General features: G+C 64.2%; 14 protein-coding genes and 1 pseudogene. 7 read left to right on the top strand and 8 right to left on the bottom strand.

The window, feature by feature from the left end:
- The first annotated feature begins 104 nt into the window (after nt 1-104).
- Complete coding sequence (locus ACJJV2_RS14165) at nt 105-641, top strand: HPP family protein (RefSeq protein WP_043335366.1); 537 nt, start codon at nt 105-107, stop codon at nt 639-641.
- 216 nt (nt 642-857) lie between these two features.
- Nucleotides 858-2225 (top strand): annotated as a pseudogene (locus ACJJV2_RS14160) (DEAD/DEAH box helicase); the annotation flags it as partial.
- 376 nt (nt 2226-2601) lie between these two features.
- Here the strand turns inward: ACJJV2_RS14160 and ACJJV2_RS14155 are convergent.
- Both ACJJV2_RS14155 and ACJJV2_RS14150 read right to left on the bottom strand, forming a co-directional pair.
- Complete coding sequence (locus tag ACJJV2_RS14155; protein WP_225347560.1) at nt 2602-3168, bottom strand: hypothetical protein; 567 nt, start codon at nt 3166-3168, stop codon at nt 2602-2604.
- A gap of 48 nt (nt 3169-3216) precedes the next feature.
- Nucleotides 3217-4167 (bottom strand): TatD family hydrolase, encoded by a 951-nt coding sequence (locus tag ACJJV2_RS14150; RefSeq protein ID WP_405281826.1) that lies wholly within the window; start codon nt 4165-4167, stop codon nt 3217-3219.
- Nucleotides 4168-4493: 326 nt separating this feature from the next.
- Here ACJJV2_RS14150 and ACJJV2_RS14145 point away from each other — a divergent pair, with 326 nt between their 5' ends.
- On the top strand, nt 4494-6431 hold the full coding sequence (locus tag ACJJV2_RS14145; protein ID WP_405281823.1) for an ATP-binding cassette domain-containing protein: 1938 nt from the start codon (nt 4494-4496) through the stop codon (nt 6429-6431).
- A 167-nt stretch (nt 6432-6598) separates the two neighbouring features.
- Here the strand turns inward: ACJJV2_RS14145 and ACJJV2_RS14140 are convergent, their stop codons facing one another.
- Nucleotides 6599-7051, bottom strand: a complete 453-nt coding sequence (locus tag ACJJV2_RS14140) for a universal stress protein (protein WP_043335309.1) — start codon at nt 7049-7051, stop codon at nt 6599-6601.
- 209 nt (nt 7052-7260) lie between these two features.
- On the opposite strand from ACJJV2_RS14140, the gene ACJJV2_RS14135 reads away from it, so the two are divergent.
- On the top strand, nt 7261-7809 hold the full coding sequence (locus ACJJV2_RS14135; RefSeq protein ID WP_405281821.1) for a preprotein translocase subunit YajC: 549 nt from the start codon (nt 7261-7263) through the stop codon (nt 7807-7809).
- A gap of 124 nt (nt 7810-7933) precedes the next feature.
- On the opposite strand, the gene slyA is transcribed toward ACJJV2_RS14135, so the two are convergent.
- The gene (slyA, locus tag ACJJV2_RS14130; RefSeq protein WP_043335305.1) at nt 7934-8380 is read right to left on the bottom strand and encodes a transcriptional regulator SlyA; all 447 of its coding nucleotides are present in this window, start codon (nt 8378-8380) and stop codon (nt 7934-7936) included.
- Nucleotides 8381-8597: 217 nt separating this feature from the next.
- Nucleotides 8598-9710: a DUF5924 family protein gene (locus ACJJV2_RS14125; protein ID WP_192838300.1), complete on the bottom strand. Its 1113-nt coding sequence runs from the start codon at nt 9708-9710 to the stop codon at nt 8598-8600.
- Between the two features lie 426 nt (nt 9711-10136).
- Here ACJJV2_RS14125 and fadB point away from each other — a divergent pair, with 426 nt between their 5' ends.
- The 3 genes from fadB (at nt 10137) to ACJJV2_RS14110 (ending at nt 14696) form a co-directional block, all read left to right on the top strand.
- Nucleotides 10137-12287, top strand: coding sequence for a fatty acid oxidation complex subunit alpha FadB (fadB, locus tag ACJJV2_RS14120; RefSeq protein ID WP_405281816.1), 2151 nt, complete (start codon nt 10137-10139; stop codon nt 12285-12287).
- A gap of 93 nt (nt 12288-12380) precedes the next feature.
- On the top strand, nt 12381-13559 hold the full coding sequence (fadA, locus tag ACJJV2_RS14115; RefSeq protein ID WP_043335293.1) for an acetyl-CoA C-acyltransferase FadA: 1179 nt from the start codon (nt 12381-12383) through the stop codon (nt 13557-13559).
- 204 nt (nt 13560-13763) lie between these two features.
- The gene (locus tag ACJJV2_RS14110) at nt 13764-14696 is read left to right on the top strand and encodes an amidohydrolase (RefSeq protein WP_107335475.1); all 933 of its coding nucleotides are present in this window, start codon (nt 13764-13766) and stop codon (nt 14694-14696) included.
- Nucleotides 14697-14890: 194 nt separating this feature from the next.
- Here the strand turns inward: ACJJV2_RS14110 and ACJJV2_RS14105 are convergent, their stop codons facing one another.
- From ACJJV2_RS14105 to lptE, 3 genes are all read right to left on the bottom strand, one after another.
- Nucleotides 14891-15241 carry a DUF6482 family protein gene (locus ACJJV2_RS14105; RefSeq protein ID WP_405281811.1) on the bottom strand — a complete coding sequence of 117 codons (351 nt, stop codon included), beginning with the start codon at nt 15239-15241 and terminating at the stop codon, nt 14891-14893.
- Between the two features lie 21 nt (nt 15242-15262).
- Nucleotides 15263-16321 (bottom strand): DNA polymerase III subunit delta, encoded by a 1059-nt coding sequence (holA, locus tag ACJJV2_RS14100; RefSeq protein WP_043335288.1) that lies wholly within the window; start codon nt 16319-16321, stop codon nt 15263-15265.
- A 322-nt stretch (nt 16322-16643) separates the two neighbouring features.
- Nucleotides 16644-17189: an LPS assembly lipoprotein LptE gene (gene lptE / locus ACJJV2_RS14095; RefSeq protein WP_405281808.1), complete on the bottom strand. Its 546-nt coding sequence runs from the start codon at nt 17187-17189 to the stop codon at nt 16644-16646.
- Between the last annotated feature and the right edge of the window lie 107 nt (nt 17190-17296).

The raw sequence follows: 17296 nt of genomic DNA, 5'->3' as shown, positions 1-17296 counted from the left end.
CGTCGGCATCAGCTTATTGCCATATGAGAGTTGTTCCTCGTGTGGAGATCGCCTAGGGTGCAGCGCTCGACACTGACAGGACAACGCCGGAGATGGTTCGCACGATGCTCAAGCCTTACGTAGCCAAGATGCGTGGTGGCCCCCTGAAGCGGGGCAGGCCGCATGTTGCCGATGCCCTGTGGTCGTGGCTCGGGGCCTTTCTGGGCATGGCGCTGATCGGCTGGCTGTCCTCGCACTACCTGGCGGTCAGCTCGCTGTTGCTGGTGGGGTCCTTCGGCGCGACCTCGGTGCTGCTCTACGGCGCGCCGCACAGTCCGCTGGCTCAGCCGCGCAATGTGCTGGGCGGCAACATGCTGTCGGCACTGGTCGGTGTCGCCTGCTATCACTGGCTGGGCGATGGCTGGCTGGCGGCGGCCATGGCGGTCTCGGTGGCACTGTTGGTCATGCAGCTGACGCACACCCTGCACCCGCCGGGTGGCGCCACGGCCTTGATCGCGGTGATCGGCGGTCAGCCGCTGCACGAGCTGGGCTACTGGTACGCCCTGTTGCCGGTGGGGCTTGGCTGCTTGGCGATGCTGGTGCTGGCGGTGTTGATCAACAATCTGGCGCGTCATCGTCGCTATCCGCTGCACTGGCATTGAGCCCATCGGATGCGCGTTTCTGCAGGCGACGGCGGAAGATGGTAGACTGGGCCATCGCCTGACGCGAGCGACTGGCAGCAGCCTGATGAGGTCCCTCTGACCGACTCTTTCTTCTCTGCGCCTGATACGCCTCGCTCCCTCTCCCGGCACGTGCCCGGCCAGGCGCCATTCCTTAATGATCGACCAGCACGTGGCCGGTCAGCCGAAGAGATATTGATGACTGAGACTACTGCCAATTCCGTCCCGGCGTTTGCCTCCCTGGGGCTGTCCGCTCCTGTCCTGAAAGCGATCGCCGAGATGGGCTATTCCACGCCGTCTCCCGTCCAGGCAGGTGCGATTCCTGCCGTGCTGGAAGGCCGTGATGTGATGGCTGCCGCGCGCACCGGTACCGGCAAGACTGCCGGTTTCGCCCTGCCGCTGGTCGAGCGCCTCTCGCCGAGCGCTCCCGCGGGTGCCCGCAAGATCAAGGCCCTGATCGTCACGCCCACGCGTGAACTGGCCGCGCAGATTGACGAGAACGTCACTGCCTATTCCCGTCACCTGAAGCTGCGCAATGCCGTGGTATTCGGTGGCGTGAAGATCAACCCGCAGATCAGCCGACTGTCCTCTGGCGTCGAGATCCTGACCGCCACGCCGGGCCGTCTGCTGGACCTGCACTCCCAGAAGGCCATCGATTTCTCCGATCTCGAGACGCTGGTGCTGGATGAAGCGGACCGCATGCTGGACATGGGCTTCATCCACGACATCCGCCGTCTGCTCAAGCTGCTGCCGACCAAGCGTCAGACGCTGCTGTTCTCCGCGACCTTCTCCGATGAGATTCGCGGCATGGCCAACAAGCTGCTGAATGACCCGGTGGCGGTGGAAGCCAGCCCGCGCAACACCACGGCCGAGAAGGTCGAGCAGCATATCCACACCGTGGAGAAGAGCCACAAGCCTTCGCTGCTCAAGCACCTGATCATCAAGGAAAACTGGCACCAGGTGCTGGTCTTCACCCGTACCAAGCACGGTGCCAACCGTCTGGCGACCAAGCTCGAGAAGTCCGGCATCAGTGCCGCGGCGATTCACGGCAACAAGAGCCAGAATGCGCGTACCAAGGCACTGGCCGGCTTCAAGAACGGCGAAGTGCGCGTGCTGGTCGCGACGGACATCGCGGCGCGTGGTCTGGATATCGAGCAGTTGCCGCAGGTCGTGAACTACGAACTGCCCAACGTGCCGGAAGACTACGTGCACCGTATCGGGCGTACCGGCCGTGCCGGCGCCAGTGGGCGTGCCATCTCGCTGGTCTCCAGCGATGAGCGCAAGGAACTCGGCGGCATCGAGCGTCTGCTCAAGGGCAAGCTCAAGCGCGTCGAAGTGGAAGGTTTCGTGCCGGAAGTCGATGTCGAGCCGGAACGTGAGCCGCGTCAGCCGCGTGGTGGTCAGCGCTCGGGTGGCCAGCGTACTGGCGGCAAGCCTGCCGGTGAAGGCCGTGGCAATGGCGGCCAGCGTTCTGGCGGCCAGCGTACTGGCAGCAAGCCTGCCGGTGAAGGCCGTGGCAATGGCGGCCAGCGTTCTGGCGGCCAGCGCACTGGCGGCAAGCCTGCCGGTGAAGGTCGTGGCAATGGCGGCCAGCGTTCTGGCGGCGCGCGCTCGGGCGGCCAGCGCACTGGTGGTCAGCCTCAGCAGACCGCACGTGTCGATGATGACAACCGCGGCAACCGTGCACCGGTGCAGCGTGAAGTCGATGGCAATCGCGTCGCGCCGCAGCCGGAGGTGAACGGCAACCGTGCGCCGAATGCGCCGAGCAATGATGAGCGTCCGCGTCGCCGCTCACGTGGTGGCCGCAATCGCTCCAGCGGTGGCAACGGTGGCGGCCGCTCCAACGGCTGAGCCGCGTCGTAGAGGCCAAGGCTTGAACAGAAGCGCCCCGACAACCTTGCGGTTGTCGGGGCGTTTGCGTGTCAGGAGCAGGAGCGTCTGATCAGACGTCTTCTTCCCAGTCGATCTCGTAATCCGGGCCAGTGCCCTGGATGTCTTGCTCGCCACGCACGCCATCACCGCGCAGGCGGGTATGGATGGCCAGCATCACCAGCACCTCGTTGTCCGGACGGAAAGGCTGCAGGCCCTGTTCGAACAGCATGTTGTTGCGCTCGCGCGCCCAGTCACCCGGGGCAAGCTCAGGGTAGAGGCCTTCCGCCGGCGCGAACTCGATGAAGGGGTCCATGTTGTAGGCGTCGAACAGGCGGGCCAGTGCCTGCTCGTCATCCATGACGCCGGTGGTATAGAGCGTGGTCTGGTAGTAGTCCTGCTCCAGCTCCTTGAGCACATCGAGGGGGCTGACGCCGAAGCTGCGCAGGTCGTCCAGGCTGTAGTCGCCCAGCTCCAGCATCTCGCCATCCAGCCATTCGTCGTCCGGCTGGATCAGTACATGCTTCATCTGGCCATCGGGCAGCGCCCAGGCGATGGCCAGCGGCAGACTGGAGTCCTCGCCGGTCTCGACGGCGATGAAGGCGGGGAAGTCCCCTGTTTCGGGTTCATATTCGTGCATGGTGATGTCCAGAGCAGGGAAGCGTGCAGGGAAAGTCGTTGATGCCGATTACAGGCGGAAGAAGCGTGTGGCAGTGGCGGTGGTAGCCTGTGCGAGTTCTTCCATGTCGATACCGCGCAGCGCCGCGACCTCCGCCATGATCCACACCAGCAGTGAGGGTTCATGACGGCGCCCCTTGAGCTTGGCGGGCAGATTGCGCGGTACCAGATAGGGGCAATCGGTTTCCAGCATCAGACGCTCGAGTGGAATCTCGCGGCACAGGCTGCGCAGGTGTTCGCCTCGGCGCTCATCACACAGCCAGCCGGTCAGCCCGATGTGCAGGTCGAGATCGAGATAGCCGTAGAGCGTCTCGCGCTCACCGGTGAAACAGTGCACGACGGCGTGACTGATATCGTCGCGCCAGTGCTTGAGCATCTCGAGCATCTGGCGACCGGCGTCACGTTCATGCAGAAACAGCGGCAGGCCTGTCTCGGCGGCCAGCGTCAGCTGCGCTTCGAACGCCCGGGCCTGTTCGGCGGGGGTCGAGAAGTTGCGATTGAAGTCGAGGCCACATTCCCCCACCGCGACGACCTCTGGCTGCGTCAGTAGCTCTCGGATGCCGCGTTCGACGCCATCGTTCCACTGGCTGGCATCATGCGGATGCACACCGGCGGTGGCAGAAAGGCCACGATAGCGTGCCGCCAGCGCCTGGGCCTCACGCGAGCCATCCAGGCTGGTGCCGGTCAGGATCTGCTGGCTGACGCCCGCCGCGCGTGCTCGCAGCAAGGTGCCCTCGACGTCGCGCGCGTAGCTCTCATGCGTCAGATTGACGCCGATGTCGACCAGCGCAGAGGGGCTGGCGAAACGCAGCTCCGGTGCCAGCAGCGTCAGCGCGGCCGCGATATCGGCCTCGCCGAGTTCAAGGTCGTCACACAAGGCGGCAAGCGTCTCGTCGGACAGCCGCTCGCTATCATAGTAGGGCAGGGAGGCAGGATCGGCATGCGGGGGAAGCGCGGACATCGGACACCCTTGGGATCGCGGGGAGGGAGAAGACACGTGACAGCGCAAGGTCGGGCAATAGCCCGTCGGCCTGGCACTCGATAGCGCTGCATGACAGGCGGGCCTTGGCAGTGCAGGGCACGTGACGTGATTTCAAGCGGTCGGCCATTCTACCCAAGGCGCCGGCGTCTTTCAGCCCTTGCGGCGTCTTCCATCGCCTGCACGCTGCGCCTCGGGTAGAATGGCAGCATTCTCCGGCGCGCGTCGCTGGCGGCGGCCTGTCCGCCTGACTCCCACTTCCTCCGTGGCCTTCCCGGCCGTGGACCCGTCACGAGTTGCTGCTGCACATGGCATTGTTACGACTGGAAAATCTTCAGCTGGCCTATGGCCATCACGTCTTGCTCAACGGGGCGGACCTTGTCGTCGAGCGCGGCGAGCGTCTGGCGCTCGTCGGCCGCAACGGCACCGGCAAGTCGACCCTGCTCAAGCTGATCACCGGCGAATTCCAGGCCGATGCCGGTGAGCTGTGGAAGGCACCGGGCCTCAAGATCGGCGTGCTCTCGCAGGACTTGCCGGCCGCCGAAGGACGCACCATCTTCGATATCGTCGCTGAAGGCCTGCCGAAGGCGGGCGCGCTGCTGGCGGAATATCATCACCTGATCAGCGACCCCGAGCCGGACCTCAAGCGTCTCGAGCATGTGCAGGTCGCGCTGGAAAGCGTCGATGGCTGGCAGTTCCAGCAGCGTATCGATACCGTGCTGACCCGCCTGGGCCTGCCGGAAGACACCATGATGGAAGACCTGTCCGGCGGCTGGCGCCGTCGTGTCGCACTGGCGCGTGCGCTGGTCTCCGACCCGGACTTGCTGCTGCTCGATGAGCCGACCAACCATCTGGATCTCGATACCATCGCCTGGCTGGAAGAGCAGGTCGCGGCCTTCTCCGGTGCCGTGCTGTTCATCACCCACGACAGGGCCTTCCTGAAGCGCCTCGCGACCCAGATTCTGGAGCTGGACCGTGGCCGTCTCGGGCGTTACCCGGGCGATTACGCGGCCTACCAGGCCCAGAAGCAGCACGAGATGGATGTCGAGGCCAAGGAGAACTCCGAGTTCGACAAGAAACTGGCCCAGGAAGAGACCTGGATCCGCCAGGGGGTCAAGGCGCGTCGTACCCGCAATGAAGGCCGTGTGCGTGCGCTGGAGAAGATGCGTGCCGAGCGTGGCCAGCGGCGTGAAGTGCAGGGCCGTGCGCGTATCGCCGTCGACTCCGCCGAGCGCAGCGGCAAGCGGGTCGTGGAGCTGGAGAACGTCAGCTATCGCTACGATAAGGCGCAGGAGCAGTGGGTCATCCGTGACTTGAGCGTCGAGATCCAGCGCGGCGACAAGGTCGGCCTGCTCGGGCGCAACGGCGCGGGCAAGACCACGCTGCTGCACATTCTGCTCGGTCAGCTGGAAGCCAGCGAAGGCAAGCGCATCGAAGGCACCAAGCTGCAGATCGCCTACTTCGATCAGCTGCGCAAGGGCCTCGACATGGAAGCCACCGTCTACGACAACGTGGCGCGCGGCAGCGACCGTGTCACGGTCGGCGGGCGCGACATGCACGTGATGAGCTACCTGCAGAACTTCCTGTTCACGCCGGACCGCGCGCGTCAGCCGGTACGTTCGCTGTCAGGGGGCGAGTCCAACCGCCTGCTGCTGGCGCGTCTGTTCACTATGCCAGCCAACGTGCTGGTGCTCGATGAGCCGACCAACGACCTGGATGTCGAGACGCTGGAGCTGCTCGAGGAGCTGTTGCTCGACTTCGACGGCACCGTGCTGCTGGTTTCCCACGACCGTGCCTTCATGGACAATGTGGTCACCAACATCCTCGCCTTCGAGGGCGACGGGGTCGTCAAGCCGTATGTCGGGGGCTACAGCGACTGGATACGTCAGGGCGGGCATCTGCCGCCGGCGCCGTGGGAAGTCGAGCGTGAGCGTGAGGAAAAGCACCGTCGTGATGCCCAGGCAGAAGACGAGCGCCGCAAGCGTGAGGCCGCCCAGGCGCAGCAGGCCAACAAGAAGGTCAAGCTGCCCTACAAGTTCCAGCGCGAGCTGGACCTGATTCCGGCGACCATCGAGAAGCTGGAAGCGGAGATCGCGACGCTGGAAGCCGAGATCGCGGCGCCGGAGTTCTACACCGGGGATGCCAAGACGGTGAAGAACACGCTGGAGAAGCTCAGCCACAAGCAGCAGGTGCTGGAAGAGACGATGGAGCGCTGGATGGAGCTTGAGGCCATGCAGGAAGGCTGAAGCCGAAAGTGACGGTCATGAGTGACGATGCTTGAGGGCCGTGCGGCGCAGAAAGCCCGTCAGCTGAACACACAAGAGGGCTGCCCATGGGCAGCCCTCTTGTCGTCCCTCACATGTCATCGACGTGAGGTGTCGTCTGGCATGAGGTGTCGTCTAGCCGGCCGCCATCATTCCTCGCTGTCATCCGCGCCGACGCGCACCGCCAGCACGTCACACTGGGCACCGTGCAGGACACCCGTGGAGGTAGAGCCCAGCAGCAGCGCAAAGCCATGGCGACCATGTGAGCCGACCACGATCAGGTCCACGTCGTGTTCGGCCGCGAAGCGATGAATCTCGCTGTCCGGCATGCCGACCACCACGTACTGGTCTTCGGCGGCGATATCATGAGGGGAGGCGATCTCGCCAAGCCGTTCACGGGCGTGGGAATCCAGCTGGTCCTGGATGCTGGTCAGGTCCATCGGGATGTCACCGCCATAGGCAAAACCCAGCGGTTCCAGCGTATGGATGATGGAAATCTTGGCGCCGTTGCGCTTGGCGATCGGCAGTGCCCGCTCCAGCACCAGATGGGAATCCTTGGTCAGGTCGACAGCGACCAGTACATGCTTGTATTCGTTGCTCATCCTGAGGTCCTCCCGCAGAGGTTGGCCATTCGAGTGGCGTCGTGCACCTGCTTCCATGCTAGGCTTGCCGCCCCCTTGAACACAATGACTTACATCAACGTAATGGCAGTGCGTGATACGCAACTCTGCGGGGCTGCATAGCCTATCCTGCGCTTTCACGCCACGTCCTGCTTGATGAAACCCTTGAATAGACAACCGTTGGATAGACGATGACGACTGCGCTGATCATCATTTTTGTCGTGCTGGCGATGCTGTCGCCGCTGACCTGGTTACGCCCCAGCAAACGCGAGACGCGCACTTCACTGGTCCGCAAGTCGGTGATCGCCGATGGCATGCGGGTGGACCTGAAGCCGCCAGCCCTTTCTGACGCGCCCAAGGGCATCGTCGGTTACCGCCGCCCCTGGCCGACCGAGCGCGATGTCACGCCCTTCATTCTGGTGCAGGATGAATGGGCCAGTGATGCCCTGCGTGAGGCGGTGCCGGGCTATCGCTGGCGCGAAGAGAGTCGCCTGGCGGATGACCCTGATGTCGCCGCAGCGCTGCTGCGCTTCACGCGCACGCTGCCGGAGGATGCCCTGATGCTGGAGTCGTCGCTCTCCGGTCTGACGCTGTGGTGGGGCGAGAGTCTGGATGTGGAGAGCTGCCACGACTGGCGGCGCGAATTCGAGGCCTTGCATGCGTTGTTGATCGACAAGGCGCCTATCTCGCACAAGCGTCGTCCGCTGGTGGGCACCGAGCCGAAGATGCCGGACCCCTGACACGCGCAGCCTGCCCGCCTGCAGAAAAAAGCCCCCATCGAGTCACTCGATGGGGGCTTTTTCATGTCCCGCTTGCGCTCATGTCCTGCTGGCGCGGCCGGCCATTTCCGGTCTGCGTGTAGGCTCAGGCGCTCTCCGGCACCTTCTCGGAGATTTCCAGGCCATTGCGCTCCATGACGCGCAGGCATTCACAGAATTGATCGACCTGCGCCTCGCTCAGGCCCTCGAGCATCTCGATGCGAGTCTGCTCGGCGATGGCATCGATCTTCTCGATCAATGGCAGCGCCTTGCGGGTCAGGAAGATGCGCTTGGTGCGGCGGTCTTCCTCACAGGCACGGCGCTCGACCAGGCCCTGTTCGGTCAGTTGGTCCAGGGTGCGAACCAGCGACGGGGCTTCGATACCGATGGAGCGAGCCAGATCACATTGGGGCTGACCATCGCCCATGCGCCACAGGTGTACCAGCGTCATCCAGCGAGTCTGGGTCAGCCCTAGTGGGGACAGTCGCTGGTCCAGAATGGCGCGCCACAGGCGCGGCAGGCGGGAAAGCTTGAGTCCGATATCTTCATGCATGGATAGGTCGTCCGCTGAGTGCAAATGTGAAGGGGCTTTTGTCATTGGCGCGCGTCCAGCATCACTCAAACCTGAATGAGACTGATTCCTTGTGCGCGCCGCCCTTCACATCAGCATGCTAGGCAGTCTGGATAATTACAAGCCTGCGAACGAATTTTACGTCCAAGGTCGAGTAACTCAGCGTTCCCGCTTGCAAAGTGACTCATGATGGCGACTGTCACAAACCCGGAATCAGGTTGGTGATACGCCAGCCGGGGATGCCGGGTGGCTGGCTGATGGTGCTGTCGGCCAGGGTCGCCAGCTGCGGATCATCGCTGACCACGAAGCGCAGACTGCCGATGCGCTGTCCGTTCATCGTCTCGACATCGATGCGCCACTCGCCCTCGCTGCCCTGCGGGAAGGCGGTCTTGTGCGTCCAGGCGCGGTAGCCTTCGCTGCGCCCGCCGTTGATGTTCAGGGCGATGCGATCGACGACTTCGCCGTCATGCCGCCAGACGTGATAGACCTTCTCCGACAGGCCGCGCGGCGCGCGGATGGCCGTGAAGGCGTAGAGACCTCGGGCGGAGAGTTGCGCAGGCGTCAGCTGCATCTCGCCACGCGGTGCGCGCGCCGCGGTATCGAAGTCCGGCGACAGGCTGCTGGCATTGATCCACAGCGTGGCGGGCGGAATCCAGGCGCGTGCCCCCCATGCGCCTACCCCGAGCATCACGCTGATGCCGATCATCGCCAGCCCGCCGACCACCCCACGCGCGATGCGCAGGTTGGCAACGCTGGGCAGCGCGAACAGGCTCATGGCGGCACAGGCGGCCAGCAGGCTCTCACCCGTGGTCAGTTCCAGCAGCAGGGGCAGGGTGACCAGTACCACCACGAACACGCACAGGGCGTGGAAGCCGAAGTACAGCCAGCGATGGCGCTCGGCCAGCCGGTAGTAGAAGGGATCGAGAATCGACAGCAGGGTCGCGCCGCACAGCAGCAGCGTGAAGCCCGCCTGGCCGCTGGCCCAGTCGGTGGTCGCCAGGAAGAACGGCAGCGTGAAACACAGTGTCTCCTGCTGGATCAGCTGGGCCACGAAGGTCGCCAGCTTGCGGGGCAGGGCATTCTGGCCGCGATGGCGGCGCAGACGGCTCCACAGGCCTTCGGCGATCAGGATCAACCAGGCCAGCATCATGCCCAGCGCCAGCATGCCGCCCAGCCATTGCTGACGATTGACGAGGAAGAAACTGCAGATGCCGGCGGCGAAGCCGATGGGCGGCCATAGCCAGTGCCAGCGCTTGGTGCGTTCGACAAGGCCGGTCAGGCGCAGATACAGGGCGGTGAGAGTGCTGCTCATGAAAGCATGATATCGATGAGGCCTTTGAAAGCCTGCTGGCGCGCGAGGAGGTGTCGCGGCCAGCCTGCGGGTTGGGAAAGCGTTCAGGGTAACGCGGCTGCCTTGTGCGGTGTAGCGTCGATCTTTGCCTACATCGGCTGTCGATGGCGTGCGCCAGTCAGCCCGGGCCAGTATACAGACGGCCCGTGACCCCCGACCTTTCGCTAATGTCCGCAGGCTTGATCTTTGCCCGTCACTGGCCCAAGCTGGCTGTATTCAAACGCTTGTATGAAGCGCTGTGATGAGAGATGACTCTCGCGCGGTGCCTCTGCCAGCGGCGAGTCCGGCGAGGCCGGTTGCCAGCGCCCTCATGGCCCACGCCCAAATGGCAGTGACCCTCGAGCGCCGGGCAGCCCCTTCACCTCTTTCTCTTGTGGAGATCCGTGGATGATCTATTCAGGCAAAACGCTAACCGTCGAGGCCAATCAGGACGCCATCGCCCTGTTGACCCTCGATCTTGAAGGCGAATCGGTCAACAAGCTGGCCAGCTACGTACTCAAGGAGCTGGGAGAGGCGGTCGAGGCCATCAAGGCGACGGCCGATCTCAAGGGGCTGGTCATCCGCTCCGCCAAGGAAGCGTTCGTGGTCGGTGCCGACATCACCGAGTTCCATCAGATGTTCGAGAAGGATGAAGCCTTCCTCATCGACATGAACATGAACATCCATGGCATCTTCAATGCCATCGAGGACCTGCCGTTCCCCACCGTCACTGCCATCAATGGGCTGGCGCTGGGCGGCGGCTGCGAGATCACCCTGACCACCGATTTCCGGGTCATGGCCGACAGCGCCAGGATCGGCCTGCCGGAAACCAAGCTCGGCATCATCCCGGGCTGGGCGGGCTGTGTGCGCCTGCCGCGTCTGATCGGGGCGGACAACGCCATCGAGTGGATCTGTGGTGGCACCGAGAACCGTGCCGACAAGGCGCTGGCAGTGGGCGCCGTCGATGCCGTCCTGCCGGTGTCCGAGCTGGACGCGGCGGCACTCGACATTCTGGCGCGTGCCAATGCCGGCGAGCTGGACTATCAGGCGCGTCGTCTCGAGAAGACCTCGCCACTCAAGCTCAATGCCATCGAGCAGATGATGGCCTTCGAGACCGCCAAGGGCTTCGTGGCCGGCAAGGCCGGTCCGCACTATCCGGCGCCGGTGGAGGCCATCAAGGTCATCCAGAAGGGCGCGGGGGAATCGCGTGAGCGTGCCCAGGCCATCGAGGCCAAGACCTTCGCCAGGATGGCGCTGACCGACGTGGCCTTCAATCTGGTCGGCCTGTTCATGAACGACCAGGTGGTCAAGAAGAAGGCCAAGGGCTACGAGAAGCAGGCCAGCGAGATCAAGCAGGCCGCCGTGCTGGGGGCCGGCATCATGGGCGGCGGCATCGCCTATCAGAGCGCCAGCAAGGGCACGCCGATCCTGATGAAGGACATCAACGGCGAGGCCATCGAACTGGGCCTGAAGGAGGCTCGCAAGCTGTTCGGCAAGGGCGTCGAGCGCGGCAAGCTGACCACCGAGAAGATGGCGCAGGGCCTGTCCAACATCCGCCCGACGCTGTCCTACGGTGACTTCGGCAATGTGGACCTGGTCGTCGAGGCGGTGGTCGAGAATCCCAAGGTGAAGGCCTCGGTGCTGGCCGAGCTCGAGGACAACGTCGCCGAGGACGCCATCCTGACCTCCAACACCTCGACCATCTCCATCACGCGGCTGGCCGAGTCGCTCAAGCGTCCCGAGAACTTCTGCGGCATGCACTTCTTCAACCCGGTGCACCGCATGCCGCTGGTCGAGGTCATCCGTGGCGAGAAGTCCAGCGATGCGGCCATCGCCGCGACCGTCGCCTATGCCCGCCAGATGGGCAAGACGCCGATCGTCGTCAACGACTGCCCGGGCTTTCTGGTCAACCGCGTGCTGTTCCCCTACTTCGGTGGCTTCAGCCTGCTGGTCGAGAAGGGCGCCGACTATCAGCGCGTCGACAAGGTGATGGAGAAGTTCGGCTGGCCGATGGGCCCGGCCTACCTGCTGGATGTGGTCGGCATGGATACCGCGGTGCACGCCAATGCCGTGATGGCGGAAGGCTTCCCGGACCGCATGGCGCGTGACGGCAAGACCGCCATCCAGGTGATGTACGACAACCAGCGCCTCGGCCAGAAGAACGATCTGGGCTTCTACCGCTACGAGGAAGACCGCAAGGGCAAGCCGAAGAAGCTGGCGGATGATGAGGCTCAGGCGCTGGTGGCCCAGGTCGTCAGCGAGACGCGCGAGTTCTCCGATGAAGACATCATCGCGCGCATGATGGTGCCGCTGTGCATGGAAACCATCCGCTGCCTGGAAGACGACATCGTCGGCAGCCCGGCCGAGGCCGACATGGCCTTGATCTACGGCATCGGTTTCCCGCCGTTCCGTGGTGGCGCGCTGCGCTATGTCGATGCCATGGGCGTGGCCGAGTTCGTCGCGCTGGCCGACAGCCTGGCCGATGAGCTGGGGCCGCTGTATCGCCCGACCGAGGCGCTGCGCGAGCGCGCCAAGCGTGGCGAAGCCTTCTACTCCTGAGCCTTTGATGGCTGAGCGCCCGAGTGGCCGCCAGCACTATCCGACCAGAATTTTCGGCCCTCGCGACAGCGAGGGCCATGAGGGAGCCAGACAATGAATCTGAATCCGAGAGATGTGGTAATCGTCGATGGCGTGCGTACCGCCATGGCCAAGGCCAAGAATGGCGCCTTCCGGCACGTGCGTGCCGAGAATCTGTCCGCCGCGGTGATGCAGGCGCTGTTCGATCGCAATCCCGGCCTGGTGCCGGCCGAGGTCGACGATATCATCTGGGGCTGCGTCAACCAGACCCTGGAGCAGTCCATGAACATCGCGCGCAACGCCGCCATCATGACCGGCATTCCGCGCACCGTACCGGCGCAGACGGTCAACCGCCTGTGTGGCTCCTCGATGAGCGCCCTGCATATCGCCACCGCCAACATCAAGGCCGGCATGGGTGACTTCTATATCATCGGCGGTGTCGAGCACATGGAGCACGTGCCGATGGCACACGGGGTCGACGTCAACCCGGCGGCCAGCAAGCACGCGGCCAAGGCGGCGATGATGATGGGCCTGACCGCGGAACTGCTCGGCAAGATGCATGGCGTGAGTCGTGAGCAGCAGGATGAGTTCGGCGTGCGCTCTCACCAGCGTGCCCAGGCCGCCGCCGATGAAGGTCGCTTCGATGACGAGATCATCGGCGTCGAGGGCCATGATGCCGAGGGGCGTCGCGTGATGGTGACCCGCGATGAGGTCATCCGTGGCGATGCCAGCATGGAATCCATGGGCAACCTCAAGCCGGTGTTCGATCCCAAGGGCGGCAGCGTGACGGCGGGTACCTCCTCCGCGCTGTCGGTGGGCGCCTCGGGCATGGCGGTGATGAGTGCCGAGCGCGCCGAAGCGCTGGGCCTCAAGCCCATCGCTCGCGTGCTCTCTACTGGCGTGGCAGGCTGTGACGCCTCCATCATGGGTTACGGGCCGGTGCCGGCCTCCAAGCAGGCGCTCAAGGCGGCAGGCCTGACCATCGAGGACATCCAGACCGTCGAGCTCAATGAGGCCTTCGCGGCGCAGTCGATTCCGGTACTCAAGGACCTTGGCCTCCTGGAGCGTGTCGATACGGCGGTCAACCTCAACGGCGGCGCCATCGCACTGGGCCACCCGTTGGGCTGTTCCGGCTCGCGTATCTGCACCACGCTGCTCAACGTCATGAAGCAGCAGAACACGCGCCTGGGTCTGGCGACCATGTGCATCGGCATGGGCCAGGGCGTCGCGACCGTGTTCGAGCGCCTCGACTGAGCGTCAGCGCCTTCGGTCAGCGTCTTCGATAAGCGATCAGGCCTCGCCTGATACCTCAAGCGGCATGTCTTCGGACATGCCGCTTTTTCGTCGGCAGGCTTTTGTCTGGAAACGCGAAGGGCGGCGCAGTATCGTGGCAGTGGGCGATCGAGCGTCACGTCGCCCCGGGCTTGATGATTGAGGTTACGCGAGGGAGTCGCATCGATGGACTGGAATCATGTCGAGCAGGATCTGCCGCGCGCCACGCCGCCCAGACCCTTGCCACACCCCCTGACCTTCCGGTTGCCGGCGGGCAGTATTGATTGTCACCTTCACCTGTTTGGTGACCCGGTGCGTTACCCATTGGCGGCGGACAGAACCTATGACCCGGCCCCCGTGGGGCTCAATGAAGCACTCGAGATGCATCATGCACTGGGCGCCAGCCACGGCGTGCTGATACAGCCCAGTGTCTATGGCTATGACAATCGCCTGCTGTGCGACAGCCTGCAGAGCTGTCGTGAGCGTGGGCTGGATTACCGAGGCGTGGCGGTTGTCACGCCCGACATCAGTGATGCCGAGCTTGAGCGGCTCTCCGAGCTGGGAGTCTGTGGCGTTCGCCTCAACCTGATCTTCGCCGGTGGGTTGCGCTGGCGTGATGTGGTGCTGCTGGCGGATCGCCTGGCACGCTTCAAGTGGCACCTGGAATGTCTGATCGATGTCTCGACCTTCCGTGACATGGAGGCGCGCCTCGGCAGCTTGCCGGTGCCGGTGGTGATCGATCACATGGGCCATCTGGCGGCCACGCGTGGCCCTGAATGCCCCGGCTTTGCCGCGCTGTGTCGACTGCTCAAGCAGGGGCGCACCTGGGTCAAGCTGTCGGCGCCTTACCGGCTGACCACGCGTGGTCGCTTGCCTTACTCCGATGTCACGGCGCTGGTGCGGGCGCTGGTGGCGGCCAATCCGGAGCGCGTGGTGTGGGGCAGTGACTGGCCGCATCCCTATATCGGCGTCGAGATGCCGGAAGAGGACACCCTGGCCGAGCTGATGCAGCGCTGGTTGCCGGAGCGCGAGATGCGCGAGAAGATCTTCCGAGACAACCCGCGCAAGCTTTATGGCTACAAGGCGTTCGTGAAGTCCAAGGCGGATGCGGCGCACTGAGCGAAGAGTTGCCACGCTTGCAGGGCGCAGTTGAGTGACGCGGCATCACTTGTATAAGCCGAAAAGCCGCATAAGGCACAGAAGCCGAATGACAAGACGCCCCCATCAGCCTGCTGGTGGGGGCGTCTTGATGATTGGCGAAGAAAGACAAGAGGGGAGCCGAAGAGAAAGACACGAGAGAAGGCGCGCAGCGTCTAGCGGGTCTGGAAGGCCACGCGCGTGCCATGGGCCAGCAGGCTGGCATTGTCGATCGGCGTCGTGGGCAGGCCGATCATCTCATCCTGTACTTCCGCCCAGGTCTGCACGCCGTGGGTCAGCCCCAGCGGCAACAGCAGGCGACTGATCCACTGGGTGCCGGTGAAACGCAGGGACTGGCCGCTGTCATCGACCAGACGACTGATGCCAGCGGCATGATGCAGGCGGACCACATGAAGCCCCTGATCCAGCGTCTGAACTTCCACTGTCAGGGTATTGTCCTCGGCGAGCCACCGCCGCAGGGTCTCGACGTCGACGGCTTCGCCAAGCGTGCTGGGGGAAGTCTGCATGCGTTCTCCCGGGTGTCTGAGTCACACCACCTTGTAGGCGTGAGGCAGTTCGGCCAGTGGGCCGCGTCCGCCGGCAAGCGTCAGGGCGAGATCGACCATCCCGTCCCAGATGGGCAGCGTCATCCCCCCCTTGATCGCCATGTCGAGTCGCTGCGAGAACAGCAGCAGCTTGTGCAGGCGCTTGTGGGGCAGGCGATTGAGCGCCTGTTGATAGAAGGGGCGACGCTTGTCGAAGATCATCGGCTTCTGCGCCTTGCAGGCATGCTCGAAGCTCTGGCCTTGATCGAGGTGCTGGCGCAGCGAGAGCAGGGTGCGCAGCTCGCGGGTCAGCGCCCACAGGATCACCGGCGGCTCGACGCCTTCTCCTCGCAGCCCGAGCACGATGCGACCACTGCGCTCGACTTCCCCCTTCAGACACGCATCGGCCAGCGTGAAGACATCATAGCGGGCATTGTCCTCGACGCCCTGGACGATGGCATTGCCATCCAGGCGTGCGCCTGGCGGGTGCAGCAACGCCAGCTTCTGCAGCTCCTGATCCGCGGCCAGCAGGTTGCCCTCGATGCGCTCGGCCAGCAGGCGGGCGGCGTCCTGATTCAGCTCGAGGCCGTGACGACGGGCGCGATCGCGAATCCAGAAGCCGAGGCGGGAATGGTCCACCGGCCACACCGCGATGAAGACGCCGACCTTCTCCAATGCCTTGAACCACGCCGTCTGCTGCACCTTGCGGTCGAGGCGCGCTGCGGTGATCAGCAGGATGTCGCCATCCTTCTCGATGCGCTCGGCGTAGGCCTTGAGGACCTTGCTGCCTTCCTGGCCGGCACTCTGGGTGCCCATGCGCAGCTCGATCAGCTTGCGCGAGGCGAACAGTGACATGCTGGCGGCAGATTCGGTCAAACGGCCCCACTGAAAGCCGTTCTCGACATGCAGTACCTCGCGCTCCTCGACACCGGCAGCGCGCGCCGCACGCCGGATGGCGTCGCAGCTTTCCTGGTGAATCAGCGGCTCATCACCGGCCACGATATAGACGGGAGACAGGCGCTTGTTGAGCTGCTCGTCGAGCTTGTCGGGATAGACCTTCATGAATGTCCTTCGATACTGCGCGGGTCTGGTGGGCAAGTGCGCCTAAAGGCTCGGGCGGCCAGTCACGAGCAGGGTGCTAGCCCCGGCGTGATGGTGGCCCTGAACAGGCACGGCCCCATGATGATCGGTTGCCCGATATCGTGGAGCCGTGCCTGGCGAACATTGCGACTTCCAATCTCTACCAACTGCTGCCTGCTTCCTTCCACTTCTCTCGGCTTCGCCTGTCATCAATCGTCTTGTCGTCAATCGTCTGGCCTTTCAGCACTCATGGATCACGATTCATGACTCACGAACGGGGCGCCTCAGTGCGAAAGCGTGAAGCTCAGGGCTTGATTGCGCGCAGGCGCTCCAGCAACTGACGGCTCAGGTCACGATTGACTTCCTTGGCCGCGCGCTCACGCAGGTCATCGGTGTTGAGCAGGTCGTCATCGTTGGTGTAGTAGAGGCTGCTGGCCTGCAGCTCCTGCTGGTTGGCCAGGTAGGCCCCATCGGATTTGCGCTGCAGCGAGTAGATCAGGCGATAGGTCAGCTCACGCTTGATGCTGCCGGCATCGCCGTAGGTGATCTGCTGCACGTTCTCACTGACCTTGCCCAGGTTGAGGGTCAGCGGGGCGCTGTCGCTCAACTGGACGTCGGCACGCTCGAGGGCGTCGCGCAGGGCGTCGTGGGTCTTGGTGATCGGTGCCTGGACGTCCAGCTCGGTGATGGCCATCGGCGCATCGTTCACGCCGCGCAGCTGGAAGCCGCAGCCGCTCAGTGTCAGCGCCAGGCCGACGCCGAGGGCGGCCAGCACACGACGGCGGCCGAGGCCGCGGGATGCATGCTTTGATGTGTCTGCTGAAACACTGGAAGACTTCGCTTGCGTCACCGTGACCTCCTGTCATGAACGAGTGTCATGAATATCTTGCGAGAGCGCTGCGTGGTGCCTGTCAGCATCACGCAGCGCACGGAATATGGCCGTCAGAGACCGACATC

Source organism: Cobetia sp. Ld8, from assembly GCF_045066615.1.
In the GTDB taxonomy this organism is placed as follows: Bacteria; Pseudomonadota; Gammaproteobacteria; order Pseudomonadales; family Halomonadaceae; genus Cobetia; species Cobetia amphilecti.
This window is presented reverse-complemented; position numbering and strand designations above follow the sequence as displayed.